Source organism: Rhodoferax ferrireducens, from assembly GCF_049302455.1.
Classification (GTDB): Bacteria; Pseudomonadota; Gammaproteobacteria; order Burkholderiales; family Burkholderiaceae_C; genus Rhodoferax; species Rhodoferax ferrireducens_B.
Map to the genome: position 1 here is coordinate 13,219 of NZ_JBAQMD010000070.1, position 21,422 is coordinate 34,640.

Genomic DNA, 21,422 nt, shown 5'->3' on the forward strand with positions numbered 1-21,422 from the left:
TGGGGCAGCGCCCGCTTTGCTTGTTATGCTTGGGCCATGTCCCATTTGCTGATTGTTGAAGATGACGAGTTGCTGCGCGATGCGTTGGGTGCTCAGCTGACCCAGGCCGGTCACACCGTCACCCCTGCCAGCGACGGTGAGCGCGCGCAGGCCTTGCTGGAGTCCAGCCGTTTTGACGGCGTGATTCTGGACCTGGGCTTGCCCAAAGTCAGTGGCATGGAGGTGTTGCGCTGGCTGCGCAAACGCCTGCCCGCGTTGCCGGTGCTGGTACTCACCGCACGTGACGGTGTCGAGGACCGGGTGCAGGGGCTTAACGCCGGGGCCGACGATTACCTGACCAAGCCGTTCAGCATGGCTGAGCTTCAAGCCCGCCTGGGGGCCATGCTGCGGCGCGCCCGGCTGCCCGCTTTTGGGGGTTCGCTGGAACTGGTCACCGATGGCGCGCGGCGTCTGCGGGTAGATGCCAAATTGCCGCAAGCCTGGGTCGGCGATGAGGCGCTGGAACTGACGCAACGCGAGTGGGCGCTTCTGTCTTTGCTGGTCACCAACGCGGGGCAGGTGATCAGCCGTGAAGATGTGCTCTCCGCATGGCAATCCGAGCCCGGAGACGGTACGAGTACCGGGGCCAGTGCCGGTGTGGGCTCGAATGCGCTGGAGGTCTATATCCACCGCCTGCGCCGCAAGCTCGCCGACTCCGGGCTCAGTATCCGCAACGTGCGCGGCCTGGGTTACATGCTGGAGTCCAGTGCGCCGTGAGCCTGGGCGATACGCTGGCGGGGGAGGGCGCTGGCTCGGGCACGGCGGGCCATGGCTTGTCGCTCAAACGGCAACTGCTGTTGTGGTTGTTGTTGCCGCAGCTGGTGCTGTGGTTGGTGGGTGGCGCCCTGGCCTACCGGATTGCGCTGAGCTACGCTGAAAAAGGCATCGACCAGTCCCTGACGCAATCGGTGCGCTCGCTGGCGCGCCAGGTCAAGCCGATCGGCTCGGGTCTGCTGATCGACTTTCCGCGCGCGGCACAAGACATCATGGAGCAGGATCCGCAAGACCGGGTGAGTTACCTGGTTTCGTCGCCGCCGGGGAGTTTCCTGCTGGGCAACGGCCGCTTGCCGGAACCGCCGCAGCGTCTCAGCCCGGTTCCCGGAGAGCCCTTGCTGTACAACGCCGTGGTGGACGGCAAACCGATGCGGGTGGCGTTGCTGGAAGTCAACTATGGGGAGGCCACCTCGCCCCAGCGCTTGCGGGTGCAGGTGGCCAAGAGTCTGGTCGTGCAGCGGCGCCTGACGACGGAGCTGGTGGCCGATATGCTGGCGCCCCTGCTTTTGTTGGGGGTCTTGCTGAGTGTGCTGGTGTATGGCGGTGTCTCCCGCGGCCTGCTTCCGCTGACCCGGCTGCAGGCGCAACTGGGGCTGCGGCGCGAACAGAATGTGTCGGCGTTGTCGCCGATCGAGATGACGCAGGCGCCGCAAGAGGTGCACGCGCTGGCGCAAGCGGTCAACCAATTGCTGGCCGCCGTGCGGCGCAGCCTGGGGCAAGAAAAGCGTTTTCTGAACGATGCGGCGCATCAGTTGCGCACGCCGCTGGCGGGCCTGATCAGCCAGACCGAACTGGCGCTGGCCGAGACCGATCCACAAGCCCTGCACGCGCGCCTGAGCAAGGTGTTGGCGGGCGCTCAGCGCAGTGCACACCTGGTGCAGCAACTGCTGTCACTCGCGCGCAACGAGGCCGAGGTGCGCCTGCAAACGCTCGACCTGGCGGCCCTGGCACGTGAGGTGGCGCGGGATTGGACGCCGCGCGCCATGGTCGCCGGTGTGGACCTGGGCTATGAGGGGGCCGACAGTTTAGGGGTGCAAGGTGAAGCCATGTTGCTGCGCGAAGCCGTGAGCAACCTGCTTGACAATGCACTCCTTTATGCCGGGCGGGGTAGTGTGGTGACGCTGCGTGTGAGGCGCTTGAACCAGCAGGCCGTGCTGGAAGTCGAAGACAACGGTCCGGGCCTGGCGGCGACTGAACTGGCGCACCTGTTTGAGCGCTTCTGGCGCGCTAGCGAGCTGCCTGGCGGCTGCGGCTTGGGGCTGGCCATTGTGGCCGAGATCGCCCAGCGCCACGGGGGCAGCGCCAGTGCGCAGGTCGTACAGCCGCACGGCCTGCGGATCAGTCTCAGCCTGCCAGTGGGGTCGTGGGATACTGCACGCTGAATGGTCTGACTGACCGCTTTTCTGTCTTTCAATTTGTCTGCCAAGTTTGTGAACGAAGACCTGAACCCCCAACAGACCGAAACCGACACCGCCTTGCGTCAGCTTAATGTCCAGTTGACGGAGAAATCACGACTGCTGCAAACCACGCTCGCCAGCATCAGCCAGGGCATCCTGGTATTTGATGTGGAAGGGCGGGTGGATATTTTCAACCCCAGAGTTTGCGAGTTGCTGGACCTGCCGGAGCGTCTGCTGGCCAGCCGACCGACGGTGCAGGCGCTGACCCGTTACCAACGTGACAGGGGTGATTTCGGACAGGACGCGGCGCTGGTCGACGTTCATGCGCGCAACTGCGTGTTGGGTGTGGCCGCTGGCGCCCGCGAGGACCTGCCCTCCCACTATCTGCGTGTGACACCGGCGGGTCGTACCCTGGAAGCCAAGACGCAGGCGCTGCCTGAGGGCAGCATGGTGCGCACTTTTACCGACGTCACGGACTATGTGCAGGCGCAGGCCACGCTACAAAAAAATGAGGAACGCTGGAAGCTGGCGCTGGAGAGCACCGGCGATGGGGTCTGGGACTGGCATGTCCAGAGCGGTGTGGAGTTCTATTCCAAGCGATTGCTGGAAATACTCGGCTACGACGTCAGTGATGTCCATCTTCAGGCGCGGGGGGAGTTCGACAAGCTCATTCATCCCGACGACATGGCGCAGCTCCATCGCCATCGCCAGGCCCATTTTGACGGCCTGACCTCCACCTATGCCGATGAGCACCGCGTGCGTTGCAAGGACGGCCGCTGGAAATGGATGCTTTCGCGCGGCATGGTCATCAGCCGCGACGCGCAGGGCCTGCCGCTGCGCATGATTGGGACCCACACCGACGTCACCGAGCGCAAAAATGCCGAGGCGCTGATCTGGCAACAAGCGCATTTCGACACGCTGACCGGTCTGCCCAACCGACACATGCTGCGCGACCGCATGGCGCAAGAGATCAAAAAAAGCCGGCGCGACGGCTTGCAGCTCGCGGTGCTGTTCATTGATCTGGACCATTTCAAGGAAGTCAACGACACGCTCGGTCACAACAGCGGCGACCGCCTGTTGGTAGAAGCGGCGCGGCGTATCAGCGCCTGCGTGCGCGAGTCCGATACCGTGGCCCGCATGGGCGGCGACGAGTTTGCCGTCATCCTGACCGAGCTGATCGATGCCAGCAGTCTGGAGCGCATCCTGCAAAAAATTTTGCAGGCGCTGGAAGGCGTATTCCAGCTGGATGCAGAGCGGGTCTTTGTGTCGGTCAGCATTGGCGTCACGATGTATCCGCTTGATGCCGACGACATTGAAGACCTGTTCAAGAACGCAGACCAGGCGCTGTATGTGGCCAAGGGCGCCGGGCGCAATCGCTTCAGTTTTTTCACCCCGGCCCTGCAACAGGCCGCACAAAACCGGGTACGGCTGGCCAACGATTTGCACGCCGGGCTCATCGGGCAACAGTTCCGGCTGGTCTACCAGCCCATTGTTGAATTCGCCAGCGGTGCCATTTGCAAGGCGGAAGCGCTGATTCGCTGGCAACACCCGACGCGTGGACTGATCAGTCCGGTCGAATTCATTCCGATTGCCGAAGCCAGCGGTTTGATCGTCGATATTGGCGAGTGGGTGTTTCAGCAGGCGGCGCGCCAGGTGCAGGCCTGGCGCGCAGCGCTGGACCCTGATTTCCAGATTAGCGTCAACAAGTCACCGGCGCAGTTTCACCAGCGCGGCAAGAGCAAGACGCCGTGGGCGCAGCAGCTGCAGGCGATGGGTTTGCCGGGTAACAGCATCGTGGTGGAGATCACCGAAGGGCTGTTGCTCGACACCAGCTCCAGCGTGGCCGACCAGCTGCTCGAACTTCACGATGCCGGCATTCAGGTGTCGCTGGACGACTTCGGCACCGGTTATTCGTCCTTGTCCTATCTGCAACGTTTTGACATCGACTTTGTCAAGATCGACCAGTCGTTTGTGCGCCACCTGATTCCCGAGTCGACTGACCTGGCCCTGTGCCAGGCCATCATCGCCATGGCCCACGCCCTGGGCATGAAGGTGATCGCCGAGGGTGTTGAAACCGCGCAGCAACGCGATTTGCTGGCAGCGGCAGGCTGCGATTACGGTCAAGGCTACTTGTTCTCGAAACCTGTTTCGGTGCCGGACTTTGAAGCGTTCATGGTCGCCCAGGCAAGCCGGACGCCTGAATTGACAGCTTAAATCAGACGCAAGCCGCTTTGCGCATCAAACCAGTTGTTGTGCCGGCCGCTGACAGACAGACCCACAACGTCGCCCATCAAAACCTGCGTGCTGGGTGGTGTGCGCACCGTGATCAAGCCGACACCGGTTCTCACCACGACATACGTGTCGGCTCCGGTCGGCTCCACCAGTATCACTTCACCGCGCCAGGTGGCATCGGGGTCGAGGTGAATGTGCTCGGGGCGCTGGCCCAGTGTGACCTTGCCAGCCGTCGGACACGGTAACCGCAACTCCCCACCTTCAAAGGAAAATACGGCATCAGCCCCCGTCCCGTTTGCCTTTCCAGCTATAAAATTCATAGTAGGCGAACCGATGAACCCGGCCACGTAGGTATTGGCCGGGCGGCGGTAAATGTCGTCCGGCGTGCCAATTTGCTGCAGGATGCCGTCTTTCATGACGGCAATGCGGCTGCCCAGCGTCATGGCCTCGATCTGGTCGTGCGTCACATAAACGCTGGTAATGCCTGAGACCAGGTGCAGACGCTTGATCTCGGCGCGCATCTCGACGCGCAGTTTGGCATCCAGATTACTCAAAGGTTCGTCAAACAAAAACAGTTGCGGATCACGCGCCAGGGCACGGCCCATGGCCACGCGCTGACGCTGGCCGCCTGAGAGCTGCGCTGGCCTGCGGTCCAGCAGTTGCTCAATTTGCAGCATGGCGGCCACTTCATGGATGCGCTTGAGGCGCTCTGCCTTGGGCACCTTGCGCATCTCCAGCGCAAAGCCAATGTTGTCGGCCACGCTCATGGTCGGGTAGAGCGCATAGCTCTGGAACACCATGGCAATGTCGCGCTGGGCCGGGGCCACGCCGATGACGTTTTTGCCGGCAATGCGCAGCTCGCCCTCGGTCGGCTCTTCCAGTCCGGCAATGATGTTGAGCAGGGTCGATTTGCCGCAACCCGAGGGCCCGACCAGAATCAGAAATTCGCCCGGTGCGACGTCGATGTCAATCTTCTTCAGCACTTCGACGGCTTTGACGCCTTTGCCAAAGACCTTGCGAATACCGGCGATGTGGAGTGAAGCTGCCATGTGTTTATCCTTTGACCGCGCCAGCGGTCAGACCTTTGACGAAATATTGACCGGCCAGCACATAGACCAGCATGGTCGGCAAGCCGGCGATGACGGCGGCGGCCATGTCCACGTTGTAACTTTTGACGCTGCTGGAGGTGTTGGCCATGTTGTTCAAACCGACGGTGATCGGCTTGCTGTCCGCGCCGCTGAACGCCACGCCAAACAGAAAATCGTTCCAGATGTTGGTGAACTGCCAGATCAGCGTCACCATCAGAATCGGTGTCGACATCGGAATCACGATGCGGAAAAAAATGCGCCAGAAACCAGCACCGTCGATACGCGCGGCATTGACCAGCTCTTTGGGAATGGCGGTGTAATAGTTTCTGAAAAACAGGGTGGTGCCGGCCAGCCCGGCAATACAGTGCACCAGAATCAGGCCGCCCAGGGAGCTGGATAAACCCAGGTAACCCAGCACCTGGCTCATCGGCAGCAGCACCACCTGAAACGGCATGAACACACCAAACAGCATGAAGCCAAACAGCACCTCGCTGCCCGTGAATTTCCACAGGCTCAGCACGTAGCCGTTGATGGCGCCCCAGGCGGTTGAAATCAGCACGGCGGGCACCGCCATGATGACCGAGTTGACAAAATAGGGCTTCAAACCGCGGCAATCGACCCCGGTGCAGGCGCTGGACCAGGCCAGTTGCCAGGACTCGAAGTTCAATGAGTTGGGCCAGCTCAGCAGGTTGCCGGAGCGGATCTGCGCGGCGTCCTTGAACGAGGTGGCCAGCATCACATAAAGTGGCGCCAGAAAGAACAGGGCCGCAATCAGCAAAATGCCGTAAATCAGGGCCCGGGGCAAGTGTTTGGTAATCATGGTTGGGCCCAGGATCAGCGCTCGTGCGGCTTGGCCCGCAGCTCGCTGTAAAGGTAAGGGACGACGATCGCCGCCACGGTGGCGAGCATCATGGTGGCGCTGGCCGCGCCCAGACCAATCTGGCCGCGGGTAAAACTCATCACATACATGAAAGTGGCCGGCACATCCGACGAGTAGCCGGGGCCGCCCGCGGTCAAAGCCATGACCAGGTCGAAACTCTTGATTGACAGGTGCGACAGCACCAGCACCGTGGAGAACACCACCGGGCGCAGGATTGGCAGAATAATGCGCCAGTAAATGCGCGGCAAGGAAGCGCCATCAATTTGCGCCGCCTTGATGATGCTGTCGTCAATGCCGCGCAAGCCCGCCAGCGACAGCGCCATGGCAAACCCGGCCGACTGCCAGATGCCGGCGATCACCACGCAATAAATGGCGGTGTCGCTTTGCACCAGCCAGTCAAAGTGGAAGCTGGCCCAACCCAGGTCATGCATCAGTTTTTCCAGTCCGAGGCTCGGGTTCAAAATCCATTTCCACGCGGTGCCGGTCACAATGAACGACAGCGCCATCGGGTACAGATAAACGGTGCGCAGCACACCTTCAAAACGAATTTTCTGATCCAGAAAAATCGCCAAGCCCATGCCCAGCAGCATCGAACCACCGACATACAGCAGACTGAAAATACCCAGGTTCTTCAGGGCCACGAGCCAGCGGTCCATCTCCCACAGGCTCACGTACTGTTCCAGCCCGACGAATTCGTCGTAGTTGGGCAACATGCGCGAACTGGTCACGGACAGCACGCCGTTCCAGATCATGAAGCCGTAAATGAAGGCGAATCCGAGCACGAAGCCCGGCGCAATTACCAGCTTGGGCAACACGTTTTCAAATGATTTCATAAACACTTCGCCTTCGGGTTATTTCAATTGGCTGCCCGTTGATGGAACGCCTGCGCTACTTCAGGACCAGACGAGCCGGGCATTTCGCTACATTCGTGTCCCCCGCCCGAAAGCTTCCAGCTTTCGGGCTCCTCCTTGACCTCACTTCGCGAAACACCCAGCCCATCTGGTCCCGGCAGGTCTTTGGTTTGCCGGCATGCAAACCCACACCTCAAGCAGAAGGGTTGGGGTGCGTGCCAAAGCGAAGTCAAGGAGGAGCCCGAAGGGCGGGGGACATGAGCGGCGGCACGTACCCCATCCCTGCTGCGAGCGCCTGCAACAGGCTTTTGCAAAACCCAGCTTTACTTGGTCTGCGCCGCCTTGACCATGTTCTTCATCGCCGTTTCTGGCGCCATTTTGTCGTCGTTCCAGAACTGGCTGACGACATCTTTCAAGGCGCCGGTCTGGGCAGGCTTGAGCGCCATATCCTGGGAAACGGAAGGAACCAGGCCACCTGACTTGGCGGTGTCAACAAATTCCTTGGCTGACAGCTTGGCGCAGTCGTCAAACTTGTCCATGTTCATGTTCAGGCGAACCGGAATGGAGCCCTTGTTCAGGTTGAATACTTCCTGGAACTCAGTGCCCATGATGGCAACGCCGAGGTCAGCCTGCGCCTTCTGGGCGGCCGCATCTTTGAGCTTGAACATGGCGAATGAATCCACGTTAAAGGTGTAGGTGCCGGCATTGCCAGGTGCTGCGGCACAAAGGAAATCTTTGCCCGGCACCTTGCCGGCCGCGACAAATTCGCCTTTGGCCCAATCGCCCATGAACTGGAAGCCAGCTTTCTCCTGGATCACCATGGCCGTGGCGATATTCCAGTCGCGACCCACGGCACCGGCATCGGTGTAGCCTTTGAGCTTTCGAAAGGTCTCCAGCGATTTCTTCATGGCATCGCTGTTCAGTGCTTTAGGGTCAAGTTTGACAAACGCATCGTTGTAAAACTTGATACCGCCGACACCGAGCGCCACGGGCTCAAAGTTGGTGAGGTCATTCCAGGCATTGCCACCCGTTGCAACCGGGATAAATCCTGCTTTCTTGATCTTGTCGGCAGCGGCAAAAAATTCAGTCCAGGTTTTGGGCATGCCCGCCACGCCAGATTTTTTCAGCACGGCCGCATTGGCCCACAGCCAGTTGACGCGGTGCACATTGACCGGAACAGCAATGTAGTTCCCTTTGTATTTCATGCCGTCTGCTATCGCCTTGGGCAGCAGGCTGTCCCACTTTTCGGCTTTTGCAGTGGCATCCAGATTCGCCAGCACCCCTTCAGAGGCCCACTCTTGAAGCGCAGGGCCTTTGATCTGGGCTGCAGCGGGCGGGTTGCCGGCCACCACACGGCTCTTGAGCACGGTCATGGCGTTGTCACCGCCGCCGCCGGCCACCGCAAAGTCTTTCCAGGTGTGGCCCTTGCTTTGCATGATTTTTTTCAATTCGCTGACCGACTTGGCCTCGCCGCCCGATGTCCACCAATGCAGCACTTCAACTTCACCGGCCAAGGCCGATGCGCCAGCCACTACAAATGCAATGGCTGCAGACAGTTTGGAAAGTTTCAACATATTGACTCCTGATTTGCTAGCTTCGAAGGCACAGGCCATGAAGCAGGGGGGTTGATTCGCGCTGGTACCCTACCACTCGAATTAATTAATTGTTAATTAATTCTCGGGTGGAAGCTATTATGGCTTACCCTAGGCAAGCGTTACCCGATTCTTCGGCGCGGCTCAATCCACTGCCCGCGCGTTGTCTGATAGATTGGAAGGGCACTGACATTCAGTTCCGGCTGCGCACTTTTGTTCCCATATGGGACATGCCAGCCCGAGGGTGGTGCGCTTCGGTCCGGTGACCACAGGCGCATCCGGTGGCGGTGCTTCAACCTTGGGCATCAGGCTTCTCGATGAAGTCGAGGCCTTTGCGCGTCATGCCCGAGACCAGCGCGTAACCAATGATGGCGTGCAGCGTAACAACAATAATCAAGCCCTTGATGCGCCGTGAGGGGTCGCGCGGCTCAAAGCGGTAATCCATTTCAAGCGTATTCATTGCACAAACTGCTCAGCGCCGATGACGGCAATTTTGTTAAGACCCAGGCGCTTGCTGCTGGAGAGCACATTGGCAAAGACAGCGTACTGCGAGGCTTTGTTGGGGCGGATGTGGACTTCGGGCTGGGGCTGCTGGGGCGCGACGGCTTTCATCTTCTCATCGAGCTCCTGTGCGCTCACGGGCAAGCCCTGCCAATAAACGACGCTTTGCTCGTCGATGTCAATCTGTATCTTTTCCGGCTTGATCAGATTGGTGGGCGGCGCGCCGACCGGCATTTCCAGGTTGACCGAGTGCAGTTGAATCGGGATCGTGATGATCAGCATGACCAATAGAACCAGCATCACGTCAATCAGGGGCGTAGTGTTGATCTCCATCATCACCTCGGGCTCACCCGAGTTGCTTGTGTTTCCTACGTGCATTCCCATGGGGGTAATTCCCTTGTTGGCGCTCAACCACCCAGCGGTGGCGGCTCAGTGATAAAGGCGACTTTGACGATGCCCGCGCGCTGGCAGGCCAGCAGGACTTTGCCGACGCCTTCGTAGCGGGCGTTGGCGTCACCGCGGACCTGAACTTCGGGTTGCGGCTTGACGCTGGAGACTTTCTTGAGCATTTCCACCAGTGCGTCAACGTTCTTGATGCGGGCGTCGTACCAGAAAATGTTGCCCGCCTGATCGACCGAGATGATGATGTTCTCGGGCTTGCTTTCCCGCACCTCAACGCGTTCCTTGGGCAAGGAGAGCTTGATGGAGGTGGTGACCACGGGAATGGTGATCAGGAAAATGATCAACAACACCAGCATCACGTCCACCAGAGGCGTGGTGTTGATGGCCGACATGACAGCGTCGTCGCCATCGTCGTCGTTGGAGCCGACATTCATGGACATAAGGGATTCCTAATAGACAGATGTCTGCTGGCGTGAGCGACGCTCAGGCCTATGCCACCAGTGCCAGCGCGCCGAAATCGCCGACCCGCTCACCCAGACCGGCCGGCACCAACTCGCAGCCGTCCGTCAGGGGCGGTAACTTGCCGTGAACGTAGCCCTGCAGTTTGGGCAATAACAAGGCCCGGTGATGCCAGAAGACGCTGCCACCGAGGCTGATGCGCTCCAGATCAAGCGTCGCAATCAGGTTGTACAAGGTGCGGCCCATGATCCGGCAGAACTCATCAATAATGGCTGTAGCCCCCGTATCACCTGCATAAGCAGCTACAAAAAGAGTAGCAGAGTCGGTATAGCCGAGATGTCCGAAGCGCCTTGGAATGGCGTTGCCGGCAATCAGGCCTTCCACGTCACCGACGTTGCCGCAGCCACACAGGGCGTCATTGTTGTCGCTCACGAACAGATGGCCGGCGTGTCCGGCATTGCCGTTTTTGCCACGCAGCACATGGCCGTCCACACACAGGCCCACGCCAATGCCGGTGCTCCAGGTGACATAGGCGCAGTTGGCCAGCGCTTGGCCGTTGATCTGCAGCGCGCCCCAGCGCCGTTCGGCCTCCAGGGCACCGATGCCGTCGTTTTCAACCCGTACCTTGGCAAAAACCCGGCGCAAGGGCGCCTCCAGCAAGGCGGTTTGCCAGTCATTGGGCAAACCACGCGCCTTGCCCGCCAGTCCACCGCAAATATTGGGCGCAGCCAGTTCCACGCAGCCCTTGTTCAGCACAAACGGTCCGCACGATGCCACGCCCAGCGCCGACAGATCGCCGGTTGCCACGCCCGATGCAGCGCAACTCTGCCCGACCAGACGGATGATTTGCAGGGCCAATGCAACGTTCGCACCTTCCTTGGCCGTGGGCTCGGCCACCCGGCCGCGCACGCCCTGTTCGTCGGCGATGCTGACCGCCACTTTGGTGCCGCCAATGTCCACGCAAGCGACTGGCGCGGCGCCAGGTGCCAGGTGAAATCCGTCAGATAAAACGTTTTGATTCATGGTGTCAATTTCAACAAGAGTGCAGAGTCAAGGCAGGGTGGGAAGGTGTTGATCATGTCCGGCCGTAGTCGTCTCCCTGGCGCACGATGTCATCTTCGCCCAGGTAGTGGCCAAACTGAATTTCAATGATTTCAACCGGGGCGGCGCTCCGGTTCGTCAGGCGGTGCACTTGTCCGATGGGGATGTCCATGTGACCACCCGGTACCAGGGTCAGCACCTGCTCGCCCACCGTCACGTGGGCCTGGCCCAGCACCACAACCCAGTGTTCGGCGCGCTGCAGGTGTTTTTGCAGACTGAGTTGCTGTCCCGGATTGACGCGGATGCGTTTGACCTTGTGGCCTGGTACCTCGGAGAGGATCTCATACCAGCCCCAAGGCCGTTCGGTGCGTTCAATCGACTCGCTTCTTGATGAACTGGTCATGGGGCTTGGGTGAGTAGTGACAAAGCCCCGATGCTAATCGCTGGCGGGCGCCTGGGTTACGGCGGCGTTACCGTCAGAGGCGTTGCGCCAAGGCCCAGCGCACGATGTCAGCCGCGCCCATGGCGCCAGGCTGGCGTGCCACTTCGCGACCGGCAGAGAACAAGGCCAGTGTTGGAATGCTGCGGATGTTGAAGCGTGCCCCCAGTGCCTGTGCCTCTTCGGTGTTGACCTTGGCCAGCTGAAAGCGCGGTTCCAACTGCGCCGCCGCCTGCTCAAACGCCGGCGCCATCTGGCGGCACGGCCCACACCACGGGGCCCAAAAGTCCACCAACACCGGGATCTGGCTGCGGCTGATGTGACGATCAAAGTTGCTGTCGTCAAGCGCCACCGAATGCGCAACGAACAGCGGTTTGTGGCAGTTGCCGCAATCGGGCGCGCTGGCCACATCAACTTGACGCACCCGGTTGGTGGTGTGGCAGTGGGGACAAATGATGTGCAGGGAGTTATTCATGATGTATGTGCCTTTTCAGGTCTCAGATGGAGTCCACAGCGCTAGCCTGCAAGACTCGCGGCCAGTGGTTTTGTGATTCAGATCATTTATTTCGATGTAAATGCTGGCTATAGACGACCAAAAAAGATTAAACAAGGTGTCGATATTTTTTACAGTTCTATTTTTGTTTCTTTATGAAACAACAAAAAACCTTTTGTTTCCAATGACTTGCATTTCTGGCTCAATTATTGCTTCAACCTATGACGCCTATATCCAGAGAGATTTATGAAGAATTTTCGACACACTTGTGTTTTGCTGGCCTGTGCTGGCGCGGCCTCGGTCTGTGGTGCCGCTACGGTCAATATCACCTTCGACAATCCCATTTTCACCGGCTCCGGCTACGACAATGTCAAGATCACCTACCCTGCCTTGTTGCCCCACGGGGGCTTGACCTCTGCGCACGTGGCGGCTGGGCGCTTTCAGGGCACCGCCAATAGCTATACCGATGTACCACCGTCAATTTTTGTTGACAGCGTTGCCGACGTTTTTATGTACTGCTATGACCTCTATCACAACATCAGTTCTGGGCAGACGGTTAATTACACCATCAACTACAACGGTGCACTGGCACGTACACGGGACTTTTTGGGCGCAGTGAACGGGGTGATGAACGCCGACTCGCTGCTGCCCGTTGATCCCTATGCCTGGCTGCATCCGATAAATGCTTCCCAAGGGGCCGCGATTCAGCTTGGCATTTGGGAGAGCAAGTACGAAACAGACCCGACCTGGAGTCTTGCCAAGGGCAGTTTCAAAGCGTCAGATCTGGCGCCCGCGACAGCGACTTACTGGAACTCATTCGTGGGTGCGCTGGGCACTTACGGGGACGTTGGCGTGGAGTCCGTGGTGACCTTCGAGGCTCCTAATGCGCAAAACATGATTGCTGGGGACCCACCGGCCCGTGTGCCTGAACCCGGCTCGCTGGCGTTGCTGGGTGTTGGTCTGGCTGGATTGGCGCTGGCACGCAGGAACAAGGTGTCGCACTGAATCCAAAAAAAACGGTTCATTCCATGTGGGTTTGAAGACACGGTCAAGCGTAGCGCTTGCTGCGTAAATTGTTCTTCATCTCGCGCAGCAGTGGTTGCAGCCGTTCACCGCCAATGCGCAAGGCAACGCAGGTGGCCAGGATGTCGATGATCATCAAGTGCAGCAGGCGCGACACCATCGGGCTGTAGCGATCGAATCCTTCGGGATGGTCGGCGGCCAGGTGAAGGTGACCGGCCGCTGCCAGCGGCGAGCCACTGGCGGTGATGACGATGGTGGTTGCACCGTTTTTACGCGCAATGTCGCAGGCGTCCATCAAGTCGCGGGTACGCCCTGAATTGGAGATGATGACCACGCAGTCGCCCGGCCCCAAGAGCGTGGCACCCATCACCTGCATGTGGCCATCGCTGTAGGCCACGGTGTTGATGCCGAGGCGGAAGAACTTGTGCTGCGCGTCTTGCGCCACGATGCCGGAGTTGCCGACGCCAAAAAACTCGATGCGTTTGCCCTGCTCGTAGGCCTGGACCAACGCGATGGCGGCCTTCTCAATCGCCACCGTGCTGGCGTCGTTGCGGTACTTCAAGAACGCAGCCACGGTGTTGTCGATGACCTTGACCATGATGTCGCTGGTCTTGTCGTCGGCATCGACGCTGCGGTGGATGAAGGGCACGCCCTCGCTCACGCTGCCGGCCAGTTTGAGCTTGAAATCCGACAGACCGTCGTAGCCGACGCTGCGGCAAAAGCGCACCACCGTGGGCTTGCTCACATGCGCCCGGACCGCCAGTTCGCTGATGGGCTGCTTGGCAAAGCTGCGCGGATCACTCAACACGAGCTTGGCCACGCGCTGTTCGGCGGGCGCCAGCGAAGGCAAGCAGGCTTTGATTCGGTCAAGCATATTCAAATTTCAAGCTCTGTCTTTGGCTGTTCAGGATTCTTCAGCCCAGCAGAAGCCGTCGCGCGCAATCATGGCGCTTGATGCGCTGGGGCCCCAGGTGCCTGCCGCATACAAACGGGGACCCAGTGTGTCGTTCTTCCAGTGTTCCAGGATGGGCTCGACCCAACGCCAGGCTTCTTCCTGCTCGTCGCTGCGCACAAACAGATTCAGGCGGCCATCGATGACCTCCAGCAACAGGCGTTCATAGGCGCCGACGCGCTCGGAACCAAAGCGCTTGTCGAAGTCAAGGTCAAGTTGCACCGGTGACAGGGTCTGTGAATTGCGACGGTTGCTTTGGCCCTGCGCCAGCAGGTGCAATTCCAGGCCATCCTTGGGCTGCAGGTTGATGACCAGCCGATTCGCATCGCCGATTTGTGAATTGAAGATGGCATGCGGCGTCGGCTGGAAATTGACCACAATGCGGGCGTCGCGGCTGGCCAGGCGTTTGCCGGTGCGGATGTAGAACGGTACGCCGGCCCAGCGCCAGTTTGAAATTTCGGTGCGCAGGGCGACAAAGGTTTCGGTGTGGCTGTGCGGGTCAACGCCGGTTTCTTCCCGGTAGGCCGCTACCGGCGCACCGCCAATGGAACCCGCCGCGTATTGGCCGCGGATGACGTCCTGCGTCAGTGACTCGGCCGTCCAGGGCTTGAGGGAGCGCAGCACCTTGAGCTTTTCGTCGCGAATGGCATCGGCATGCGAGTTGATGGGCGGCTCCATGCCGATGGCGCACAGCAGTTGCAGGGCATGGTTTTGCACCATGTCGCGCAGGGCGCCGGTGGTCTCGTAAAACGCTCCACGCTGTTCCACGCCCAGTTCTTCGGCGATGGTGATCTGGATGTTGGCAATGTGCTCGCGCCGCCACAAGGGCTCAAACAAGGCATTGCCAAAGCGCAGCGCAAACAGGTTTTGGACCGAGGGCTTGCCCAGGTAATGGTCGATGCGAAAGATATGCTTCTCACCAAACACCTCGCTGACGGTGCGGTTGATGGCGCGGTTGCTGGCCAGGTCGTGACCGAGCGGCTTCTCCAGCACCACGCGGGTCTGCCGCGTGTTCAGCCCGGCAATGGCCAACTGTTGACAGACCGTCGTGAACAAGCTGGGTGCAGTCGCCACATACATCACCACAACGTCGGCCTGGCGCTCGGCCAGCTTGGCGACAAGACGGGCGTAGTCATCGGGGTGGGACAAATCCATCTGCACGAATTCAAGCAGGGCGGCAAAGCGGCAGAACTCTTCTTCGCTGGGACGTTTGGCCAGCTCGACTTGGTCAAAGCGGGCGCAAATCTGGGCCTGGTACTGCGCATTGCTGAGGTCGTCGCGGCCAACACCAATGATGCGGCCATCACGGGGAAGCGTGCCATGGCGAAAGGCCTGAAACAGCGCGGGCATCAGCTTGCGCCAGGCCAGGTCGCCGGTGCCACCAAACAAAACAAGGTCAAAACTCATAAGGCCAATCTAATTGCGGGACAGATCGTTGACGCTGTCCTCCATGGATCAAGAATTTTCGGTACAGGTCTTTGACTCTGTCCTTAACTGATTAAAACAGCCGGTAATGTAACTTAGTTTCATGAAATTCAAAAAACTTCGTAACTGAGATTTTCGTAACATGATTGAAACCGGCCCGTCATGCGCGCGCCTGCGCTCGCCGGATAATGGCAGCATGAACCAACTCGATGCCCTCAAACAATTCACCACCGTGGTGGCCGACACCGGCGACTTCAAACAGATTGAAGCCTACCAGCCCACGGATGCCACCACCAACCCGTCGCTGATCCTCAAGGCAGTGCAAAAACCCGATTACCGCGCGCTGCTGACGGACACCGTGGCGCAGTTCCGGGGGCGGCCGCTCGATGAGCTGATGGACCGCTTGCTGGTGCGTTTTGGCTGCGAGATTTTGTCGATCATTCCGGGGCGGGTCTCCACCGAGGTGGATGCGCGGCTGAGTTTTGACACGGTGGCCAGCGTGGCCCGCGCCGAGCGCCTGATCGAGTTGTACCAGGGGCAGGGCATTCACATCGATCGGGTGCTGATCAAGGTGGCGGCCACCTGGGAAGGTATCGCGGCCGCCGAGCAACTGGAGCGGCGCGGCATTCACACCAATTTGACCTTGCTGTTCTCGTTTTGCCAGGCGGTGGCGTGTGCGCACGCCAAGGTGCAGCTGATTTCGCCTTTTGTCGGCCGCATTTACGACTGGTACAAGAAGTCGGCCGGTGCGGCGTGGGTCGAGCAGGACAAGGCCGGTGCCCATGACCCCGGCGTCCAGTCGGTGCGGCAGATCTACAACTATTACAAGAAGTTCGGTATTGCCACCGAGATCATGGGCGCGAGTTTTCGTAACATCGGGCAAATCACGGCGCTGGCGGGATGTGACCTGCTCACCATCAGCCCGGAGCTGCTGGCGCAACTTTCCGCTTGCAAGGCGCCGCTGGCGCGCTCGCTCGACGCCAACGCCGCCAAATCGCTGGACTTGACCGCGGTGAACTATGACGAGGCAGGCTTTCGTTTTGCGCTCAATGAAGATGCCATGGCGACCGAGAAGCTGGCAGAAGGCATACGCGCCTTTTGTGTTGATGCGGCCAAGCTCGATCAGCTGTTGCTGGCGGCTTGATGGATCACTTGAGGAATTTTTATGACACCTACCCGTTGTGACCGAACCCCCGCCTGGGGCGCGCTGCAAGCCGCTTATCAGACCCAAGGCCGCGCCTTTGACCTGCGCCGTGCATTCGATTTGGATGCGGGCCGGTTTGAGGCTTTCAGCCAGGGCGCACCGCATGTTTTTGCGGATTTGTCCAAGAATCTGATCGACGCCGGGACCGAGCAACTGCTGTTGGAACTGGCGCGCCAAACCGGCGTGGAGCAGCACCGGGATGCTATGTTTGCCGGTGAAAAAATAAACACCACTGAGCAGCGTGCCGTCATGCACTGGCTGTTAAGAACGCCGCCGGCCGACCCCGCCATGCCGGCACAATCCGTGCACAGACATATGGCAGAGACGCTGCACGAGGTGCACACCACGCTGGACGCCATGCTGGCGTTTGCCGAGGCAGTGCGCTTTGATGCCGCCATCACCGACATCGTCAACATCGGCATTGGCGGCTCGGACCTCGGCCCGCAAATGGCCGTGCTGGCGCTGGACGCGTTTGTGCTGCCGGGCAAACGCTTTCACTTTGTCTCGAACGTGGACGGGCATGAACTGGCCGCGGTATTGAAACGACTCAAACCGCAGAGCACGCTGTTTCTGGTTGCCAGCAAGACCTTCACCACCATCGAGACCATGACCAACGCGCGCTCGGCCAAAGCCTGGTTTGAGGCCCAGGGTGGCACCGACATTGCGCGCCACTTCGCGGCGCTCACCACCAACGTGGCCGCCGCAAACAAGTTCGGCATCAGCACCACTTTCGGTTTTTGGGACTGGGTCGGCGGGCGCTATTCAGTCTGGTCGGCCATTGGCCTGCCGCTGGCCATCGCGATTGGCGCTAGCGGGTTTCGCGATTTTCTGGCTGGTGCGCATGCCATGGACCGGCACTTCGCCACCGTGCCGCTGGCGCAGAACCTGCCGGTTCGCCTGGGCCTGCTCGATGTCTGGTACCGCAACTTTCACGGCTTCACCAGCCGCAGCATTGCGCCCTATCACAGCGCGCTCAAACGCTATCCGGCGTATCTGCAGCAACTGGAGATGGAGAGCAACGGCAAGCGGGTCGACGCGCATGGTGAGGCGCTGCCGTATGGCACGGCGCCGGTGCTGTGGGGTGAACCGGGTACCAACGGCCAGCACGCTTATTTTCAGATGCTGCACCAGGGCACGGACGTGGTGCCGGTCGAGTTTGTGGCGGTCAAACAGCCGGCACACGATTTGCCCGGGCACCACGACTTGCTGCTGGCCAATGTGCTGGCACAGGCGCAAGCCCTGATGGTAGGCCAGGCCGATGTGGGCGGGCACAAAAACTTTCCCGGTAACCGGCCCAGCACGTTCTTGTTGCTCGATGAGCTGTCGCCCGCCAGCCTGGGCGCGCTGATCGCCTTGCAGGAGCACCGCGTCTTTGTCAGCGGCTCGGTTTGGGGCCTCAACAGCTTTGACCAATGGGGCGTGGAGCTGGGCAAGGTGCTGGCCAAAGATGTGCAAGCGCGTCTGACCAGCGCTGACGTGACTGGCCTGGACGCCTCGACGGCGGGCTTGCTGGCGCGACTGTGCGCTTGATGCAGGCGCAGTTGACGCGCTCCGGGGCTTGTCTACGGCCCTGACAGGTAGTCGTTTTTGAAGCGCTGCAGGATGGCCTGGTATCGCGCGTGGCCGACTTGCTGCAGATCGCTGTGTGCGCCGCCGTGGATGTTGAGCCAGCGTTTGGGCGGGTTGGCCGCCGCAAATAATTGCCGGCCCAGATGGATGGGAATGGTGGTGTCAGCCGAGCCATGGATCATCAAGAGCGGGGCGTGCACGCGGGCAATTTTGTCAATGGAGGCAAAGCGTTCGTTATTGAGGTGCAGCAGCAGCGACGCAAACAGTCCGGCCTCGCTCGCGACGTCGGCAAAGCTGGTGAAGGCCGACTCCAGAATCAGCGCCCCGTAGTCTTGCCGGGCCTTCAGGCGGCTGGCCAGATCCACCGCGACACCGCTGCCCATGGAGTGGCCGTAGATGACCCGTTGGGCGGCACGTGGCTCGCGGCGCTGCAGCTCTGCCCAGGCGGCATCGGCATCCTGCAGCAGCGTTTGTTCCGACGGTGTGATCGCGGTACTCAAGCCCCAGCCCCGGTATTCCACCGCCAGCACGGCAAAGCCGGCCTCGCGCAGCGCCTCGATCTTGGGCCGGTTTTGCGGCACGGTGCGAAATGTGCCATGCAAATACAGCAACGTTGGCGCGTTTTTGTCGGGATGGGGCAGCCACCAGAGTTCGATCCGTTGGGTGTTGTTGACCGTGTCGGCATGGGCTGGCAGGCTGACAAAATAATGCGCCTCACCGGCGCGCAAGTCCGTCAACTCAGCCGGGCTGCCGGGTGTGGGGCGGTAGATGAGCTCACGCTGGCGGGCATCGAGCCAGGCGCAACCGCTGCTGGCGAGCAATGACAGGAGCAATAAAATCTGTAGCAAGCGCCGACCGGCTTCGCCCAGGATCAAGGGCCTAGCCGTTACACTGCGAAGCCTTTGCATCAGCCCGTTCCCACTTGTTCCCATGAATAAATTGATTTCCATCGTTTTCGGCCTGATTGTGGCCCAGTCGGCCGGCCACGCGCTGGCCGCGCCAGCTTTCCTTGCGGACTTGGCCCGGGACAAAGTGCTGAGCTGGCAGTTCAGTCCCTATACCCTTCATTTCTCTCCCAGCGATGACCACAAGAACGTGGTGATGGTGGGTGTGGAGCGCGAGCATCCCGATGCCAGACTGGACGGCATCACGCTGTTTACCAATTCGTTTGGGCAACCGACCGTGTATGCCTATCCGTGGGGCGGGGTATATAAGACGCTTTGGGGCATCGAGCACTTGTCATTCAAGTGGACGGCTGGTTTGCTTTACGGCTACAGGGATCCCTACAAGGACAAAGTGCCGTACAACCACAACGGTTTTTCACCCGCGGTCATTCCCGCCCTGGCCTATGAATTCAAGCCCGGCTGGTCAGGTCAATTGAACTTCTTGGGTACGGCGGGCTTGATGTTTCAGGTCAGCGCACCGTTTAACTGAGATCAAAAGAGCACGGATTATTTTGATGAAATAGGGCTCTAGCCCCCGTAAAATAAGCACAGTACGCTATATATTTGATGGTAAAAAACCCGCAGAGCTCACGCTTTGCGGGTTTTTTAATTTGTGTCGAGGGCATTGACGCCACTCGACGCAGCATGACGATTCAGGGCAAGTCGGTGCAACGACGCCCTGGATCGTCAGGCAAGGCGCATTTACATGCCCATGCCGCCCATGCCGCCCATGCCACCCATGTCGCCGCCGCCCATGCCGCCCATGCCACCAGCGGAGTCGTCCTTCGGTGATTCAGACACCATGCATTCGGTGGTCAGCATCAACGAAGCCACAGACGCTGCGTTTTGCAGTGCCGTGCGGGTCACTTTGGTCGGGTCCAGAATACCCATTTCGATCATGTCGCCATAGGTGTCGTTGGCAGCATTAAAGCCGTAGTTGCCCTTGCCGGCCATCACCGCATTCACCACCACCGAGGCTTCGCCACCGGCGTTGTAAACGATCTCGCGCAAAGGCGCTTCGATGGCTTTCATCACCAGCTTGATACCGGCGTCCTGATCGGCATTGGCGCCCTTGAGGGTGCCAACCGCTTGCTTGGCGCGCAACAGAGCGACGCCGCCGCCAGCCACGATGCCTTCTTCCACCGCAGCGCGGGTTGCGTGCAGGGCGTCTTCAACGCGGGCTTTTTTCTCTTTCATTTCGACTTCGGTGGCAGCGCCCACCTTGATCACGGCAACACCGCCAGCCAGCTTGGCCACGCGCTCTTGCAGTTTTTCACGGTCGTAGTCGGACGTGGCTTCTTCGATTTGCACGCGCACTTGTTTCACGCGGGCTTCGATGTCAGCAGCAGCACCTGCACCGTCGATGATGATGGTGTTTTCTTTGCCCACTTCGATGCGCTTGGCAGAGCCGAGGTCAGCCAGGGTCACTTTTTCCAGCGACATGCCAACTTCTTCAGCAATGACCTTGCCGCCGGTCAGGATGGCGATGTCTTCCAGCATCGCCTTGCGACGATCGCCAAAGCCTGGCGCCTTGACCGCGACCACCTTCAGAATGCCACGGATGGTGTTGACCACCAGAGTTGCCAGCGCTTCGCCTTCGACATCTTCCGAGATGATCAGCAAAGGACGGCCGGACTTGGCGACTTGTTCCAGCGTGGGCAGCAAGTCACGGATGTTGCTGATCTTCTTGTCGTACAAGAGCACAAACGGGTTGTCTAAGAGTGCGGCTTGCTTTTCGGGGTTGTTGATGAAGTAGGGTGACAGGTAGCCACGGTCAAACTGCATGCCTTCAACCACGTCGAGTTCGGATTCAAGCGACTTGCCGTCTTCAACCGTGATCACGCCTTCTTTGCCCACTTTGTCCATCGCATCAGCAATGATCTTGCCGATGGCTTCGTCCGAGTTGGCCGAAATGGAGCCGACTTGTGCGATTTCTTTGGACGTGGTGGTGGCTTTGGAAGCTTTTTTGAGTTCAACGATCAGGGCGTGTACCGCCTTGTCGATGCCGCGCTTCAGGTCCATCGGGTTCATGCCGGCGGCCACGTACTTCATGCCTTCGTGCACGATGGCCTGGGCCAACACGGTCGCGGTGGTGGTGCCGTCGCCAGCGAGGTCAG

General features: G+C 59.9%; 21 protein-coding genes. 7 read left to right on the forward strand and 14 right to left on the reverse strand.

All coding sequences use genetic code 11. The features are described 5' to 3' along the window. Positions 1 to 36: 36 nt before the first annotated feature. From WA157_RS12495 to WA157_RS12505, 3 genes are read left to right on the forward strand one after another with little or no spacing between them, the layout of a single operon-like run. Positions 37 to 756, forward strand: coding sequence for a response regulator transcription factor (locus WA157_RS12495; protein ID WP_422621266.1), 720 nt, complete (start codon positions 37 to 39; stop codon positions 754 to 756). Beyond that, the gene (locus WA157_RS12500; protein WP_422621267.1) at positions 753 to 2,195 is read left to right on the forward strand and encodes a sensor histidine kinase; all 1,443 of its coding nucleotides are present in this window, start codon (positions 753 to 755) and stop codon (positions 2,193 to 2,195) included. The genes WA157_RS12495 and WA157_RS12500 overlap by 4 nt, the downstream gene beginning before the upstream one ends. A gap of 33 nt (positions 2,196 to 2,228) precedes the next feature. Further along, a complete protein-coding gene (locus WA157_RS12505; RefSeq protein WP_422621268.1) occupies positions 2,229 to 4,424 on the forward strand; it encodes an EAL domain-containing protein in 2,196 nt (731 codons plus the stop codon). Here WA157_RS12505 and WA157_RS12510 read toward each other — a convergent pair. The 10 genes from WA157_RS12510 to trxC form a co-directional block, all read right to left on the reverse strand. Then, positions 4,421 to 5,491, reverse strand: coding sequence for an ABC transporter ATP-binding protein (locus tag WA157_RS12510; RefSeq protein ID WP_422621269.1), 1,071 nt, complete (start codon positions 5,489 to 5,491; stop codon positions 4,421 to 4,423). The genes WA157_RS12505 and WA157_RS12510 overlap by 4 nt on opposite strands. Positions 5,492 to 5,495: 4 nt before the next feature. Then, positions 5,496 to 6,350, reverse strand: a complete 855-nt coding sequence (locus tag WA157_RS12515; protein WP_011463405.1) for a carbohydrate ABC transporter permease — start codon at positions 6,348 to 6,350, stop codon at positions 5,496 to 5,498. 14 nt (positions 6,351 to 6,364) lie between these two features. Further along, the gene (locus WA157_RS12520) at positions 6,365 to 7,243 is read right to left on the reverse strand and encodes a carbohydrate ABC transporter permease (protein ID WP_422621270.1); all 879 of its coding nucleotides are present in this window, start codon (positions 7,241 to 7,243) and stop codon (positions 6,365 to 6,367) included. Positions 7,244 to 7,584: 341 nt separating this feature from the next. After that, positions 7,585 to 8,835 carry an ABC transporter substrate-binding protein gene (locus tag WA157_RS12525; RefSeq protein ID WP_422621271.1) on the reverse strand — a complete coding sequence of 417 codons (1,251 nt, stop codon included), beginning with the start codon at positions 8,833 to 8,835 and terminating at the stop codon, positions 7,585 to 7,587. A 310-nt stretch (positions 8,836 to 9,145) separates the two neighbouring features. Then, positions 9,146 to 9,313: a hypothetical protein gene (locus WA157_RS12530; RefSeq protein ID WP_422621272.1), complete on the reverse strand. Its 168-nt coding sequence runs from the start codon at positions 9,311 to 9,313 to the stop codon at positions 9,146 to 9,148. Further along, complete coding sequence (locus WA157_RS12535; protein WP_422621273.1) at positions 9,310 to 9,738, reverse strand: ExbD/TolR family protein; 429 nt, start codon at positions 9,736 to 9,738, stop codon at positions 9,310 to 9,312. The genes WA157_RS12530 and WA157_RS12535 overlap by 4 nt, the downstream gene beginning before the upstream one ends. 23 nt (positions 9,739 to 9,761) lie before the next feature. Further along, positions 9,762 to 10,196, reverse strand: coding sequence for an ExbD/TolR family protein (locus WA157_RS12540; protein ID WP_422621274.1), 435 nt, complete (start codon positions 10,194 to 10,196; stop codon positions 9,762 to 9,764). Positions 10,197 to 10,245: 49 nt separating this feature from the next. Further along, positions 10,246 to 11,238 (reverse strand): ROK family protein, encoded by a 993-nt coding sequence (locus WA157_RS12545; protein ID WP_422621275.1) that lies wholly within the window; start codon positions 11,236 to 11,238, stop codon positions 10,246 to 10,248. A gap of 52 nt (positions 11,239 to 11,290) precedes the next feature. Beyond that, a complete protein-coding gene (locus WA157_RS12550; RefSeq protein WP_422621276.1) occupies positions 11,291 to 11,659 on the reverse strand; it encodes a phosphomannose isomerase type II C-terminal cupin domain in 369 nt (122 codons plus the stop codon). A 73-nt stretch (positions 11,660 to 11,732) separates the two neighbouring features. Then, a complete protein-coding gene (gene trxC / locus WA157_RS12555; protein WP_422621277.1) occupies positions 11,733 to 12,170 on the reverse strand; it encodes a thioredoxin TrxC in 438 nt (145 codons plus the stop codon). A 264-nt stretch (positions 12,171 to 12,434) separates the two neighbouring features. On the opposite strand from trxC, the gene WA157_RS12560 reads away from it, so the two are divergent. Further along, complete coding sequence (locus tag WA157_RS12560) at positions 12,435 to 13,193, forward strand: PEP-CTERM sorting domain-containing protein (RefSeq protein ID WP_422621278.1); 759 nt, start codon at positions 12,435 to 12,437, stop codon at positions 13,191 to 13,193. Between the two features lie 43 nt (positions 13,194 to 13,236). On the opposite strand, the gene WA157_RS12565 is transcribed toward WA157_RS12560, so the two are convergent. Both WA157_RS12565 and zwf read right to left on the reverse strand, forming a co-directional pair. After that, entirely contained in the window at positions 13,237 to 14,085 is an 849-nt protein-coding gene (locus WA157_RS12565) for a MurR/RpiR family transcriptional regulator (RefSeq protein WP_422621279.1), read from the reverse strand. A gap of 30 nt (positions 14,086 to 14,115) precedes the next feature. Beyond that, the gene (zwf, locus tag WA157_RS12570; protein WP_422621280.1) at positions 14,116 to 15,570 is read right to left on the reverse strand and encodes a glucose-6-phosphate dehydrogenase; all 1,455 of its coding nucleotides are present in this window, start codon (positions 15,568 to 15,570) and stop codon (positions 14,116 to 14,118) included. 214 nt (positions 15,571 to 15,784) lie between these two features. On the opposite strand from zwf, the gene tal reads away from it, so the two are divergent. Both tal and pgi read left to right on the forward strand, forming a co-directional pair. Then, positions 15,785 to 16,732, forward strand: a complete 948-nt coding sequence (gene tal / locus WA157_RS12575) for a transaldolase (RefSeq protein WP_422621281.1) — start codon at positions 15,785 to 15,787, stop codon at positions 16,730 to 16,732. Between the two features lie 21 nt (positions 16,733 to 16,753). Beyond that, positions 16,754 to 18,322 (forward strand): glucose-6-phosphate isomerase, encoded by a 1,569-nt coding sequence (gene pgi / locus WA157_RS12580; RefSeq protein ID WP_422621282.1) that lies wholly within the window; start codon positions 16,754 to 16,756, stop codon positions 18,320 to 18,322. A 32-nt stretch (positions 18,323 to 18,354) separates the two neighbouring features. Here pgi and WA157_RS12585 read toward each other — a convergent pair whose 3' ends face one another. Further along, entirely contained in the window at positions 18,355 to 19,236 is an 882-nt protein-coding gene (locus tag WA157_RS12585; RefSeq protein ID WP_422621283.1) for an alpha/beta hydrolase, read from the reverse strand. Between the two features lie 55 nt (positions 19,237 to 19,291). Between WA157_RS12585 and WA157_RS12590 the strand changes: the two genes are divergently transcribed. Beyond that, positions 19,292 to 19,795, forward strand: coding sequence for a hypothetical protein (locus WA157_RS12590; RefSeq protein ID WP_422621284.1), 504 nt, complete (start codon positions 19,292 to 19,294; stop codon positions 19,793 to 19,795). Positions 19,796 to 20,007: 212 nt separating this feature from the next. Here the strand turns inward: WA157_RS12590 and groL are convergent. Continuing rightward, the coding region (groL, locus tag WA157_RS12595; protein WP_422621285.1) for a chaperonin GroEL at positions 20,008 to 21,422 on the reverse strand (1,415 nt) is incomplete at its 5' end.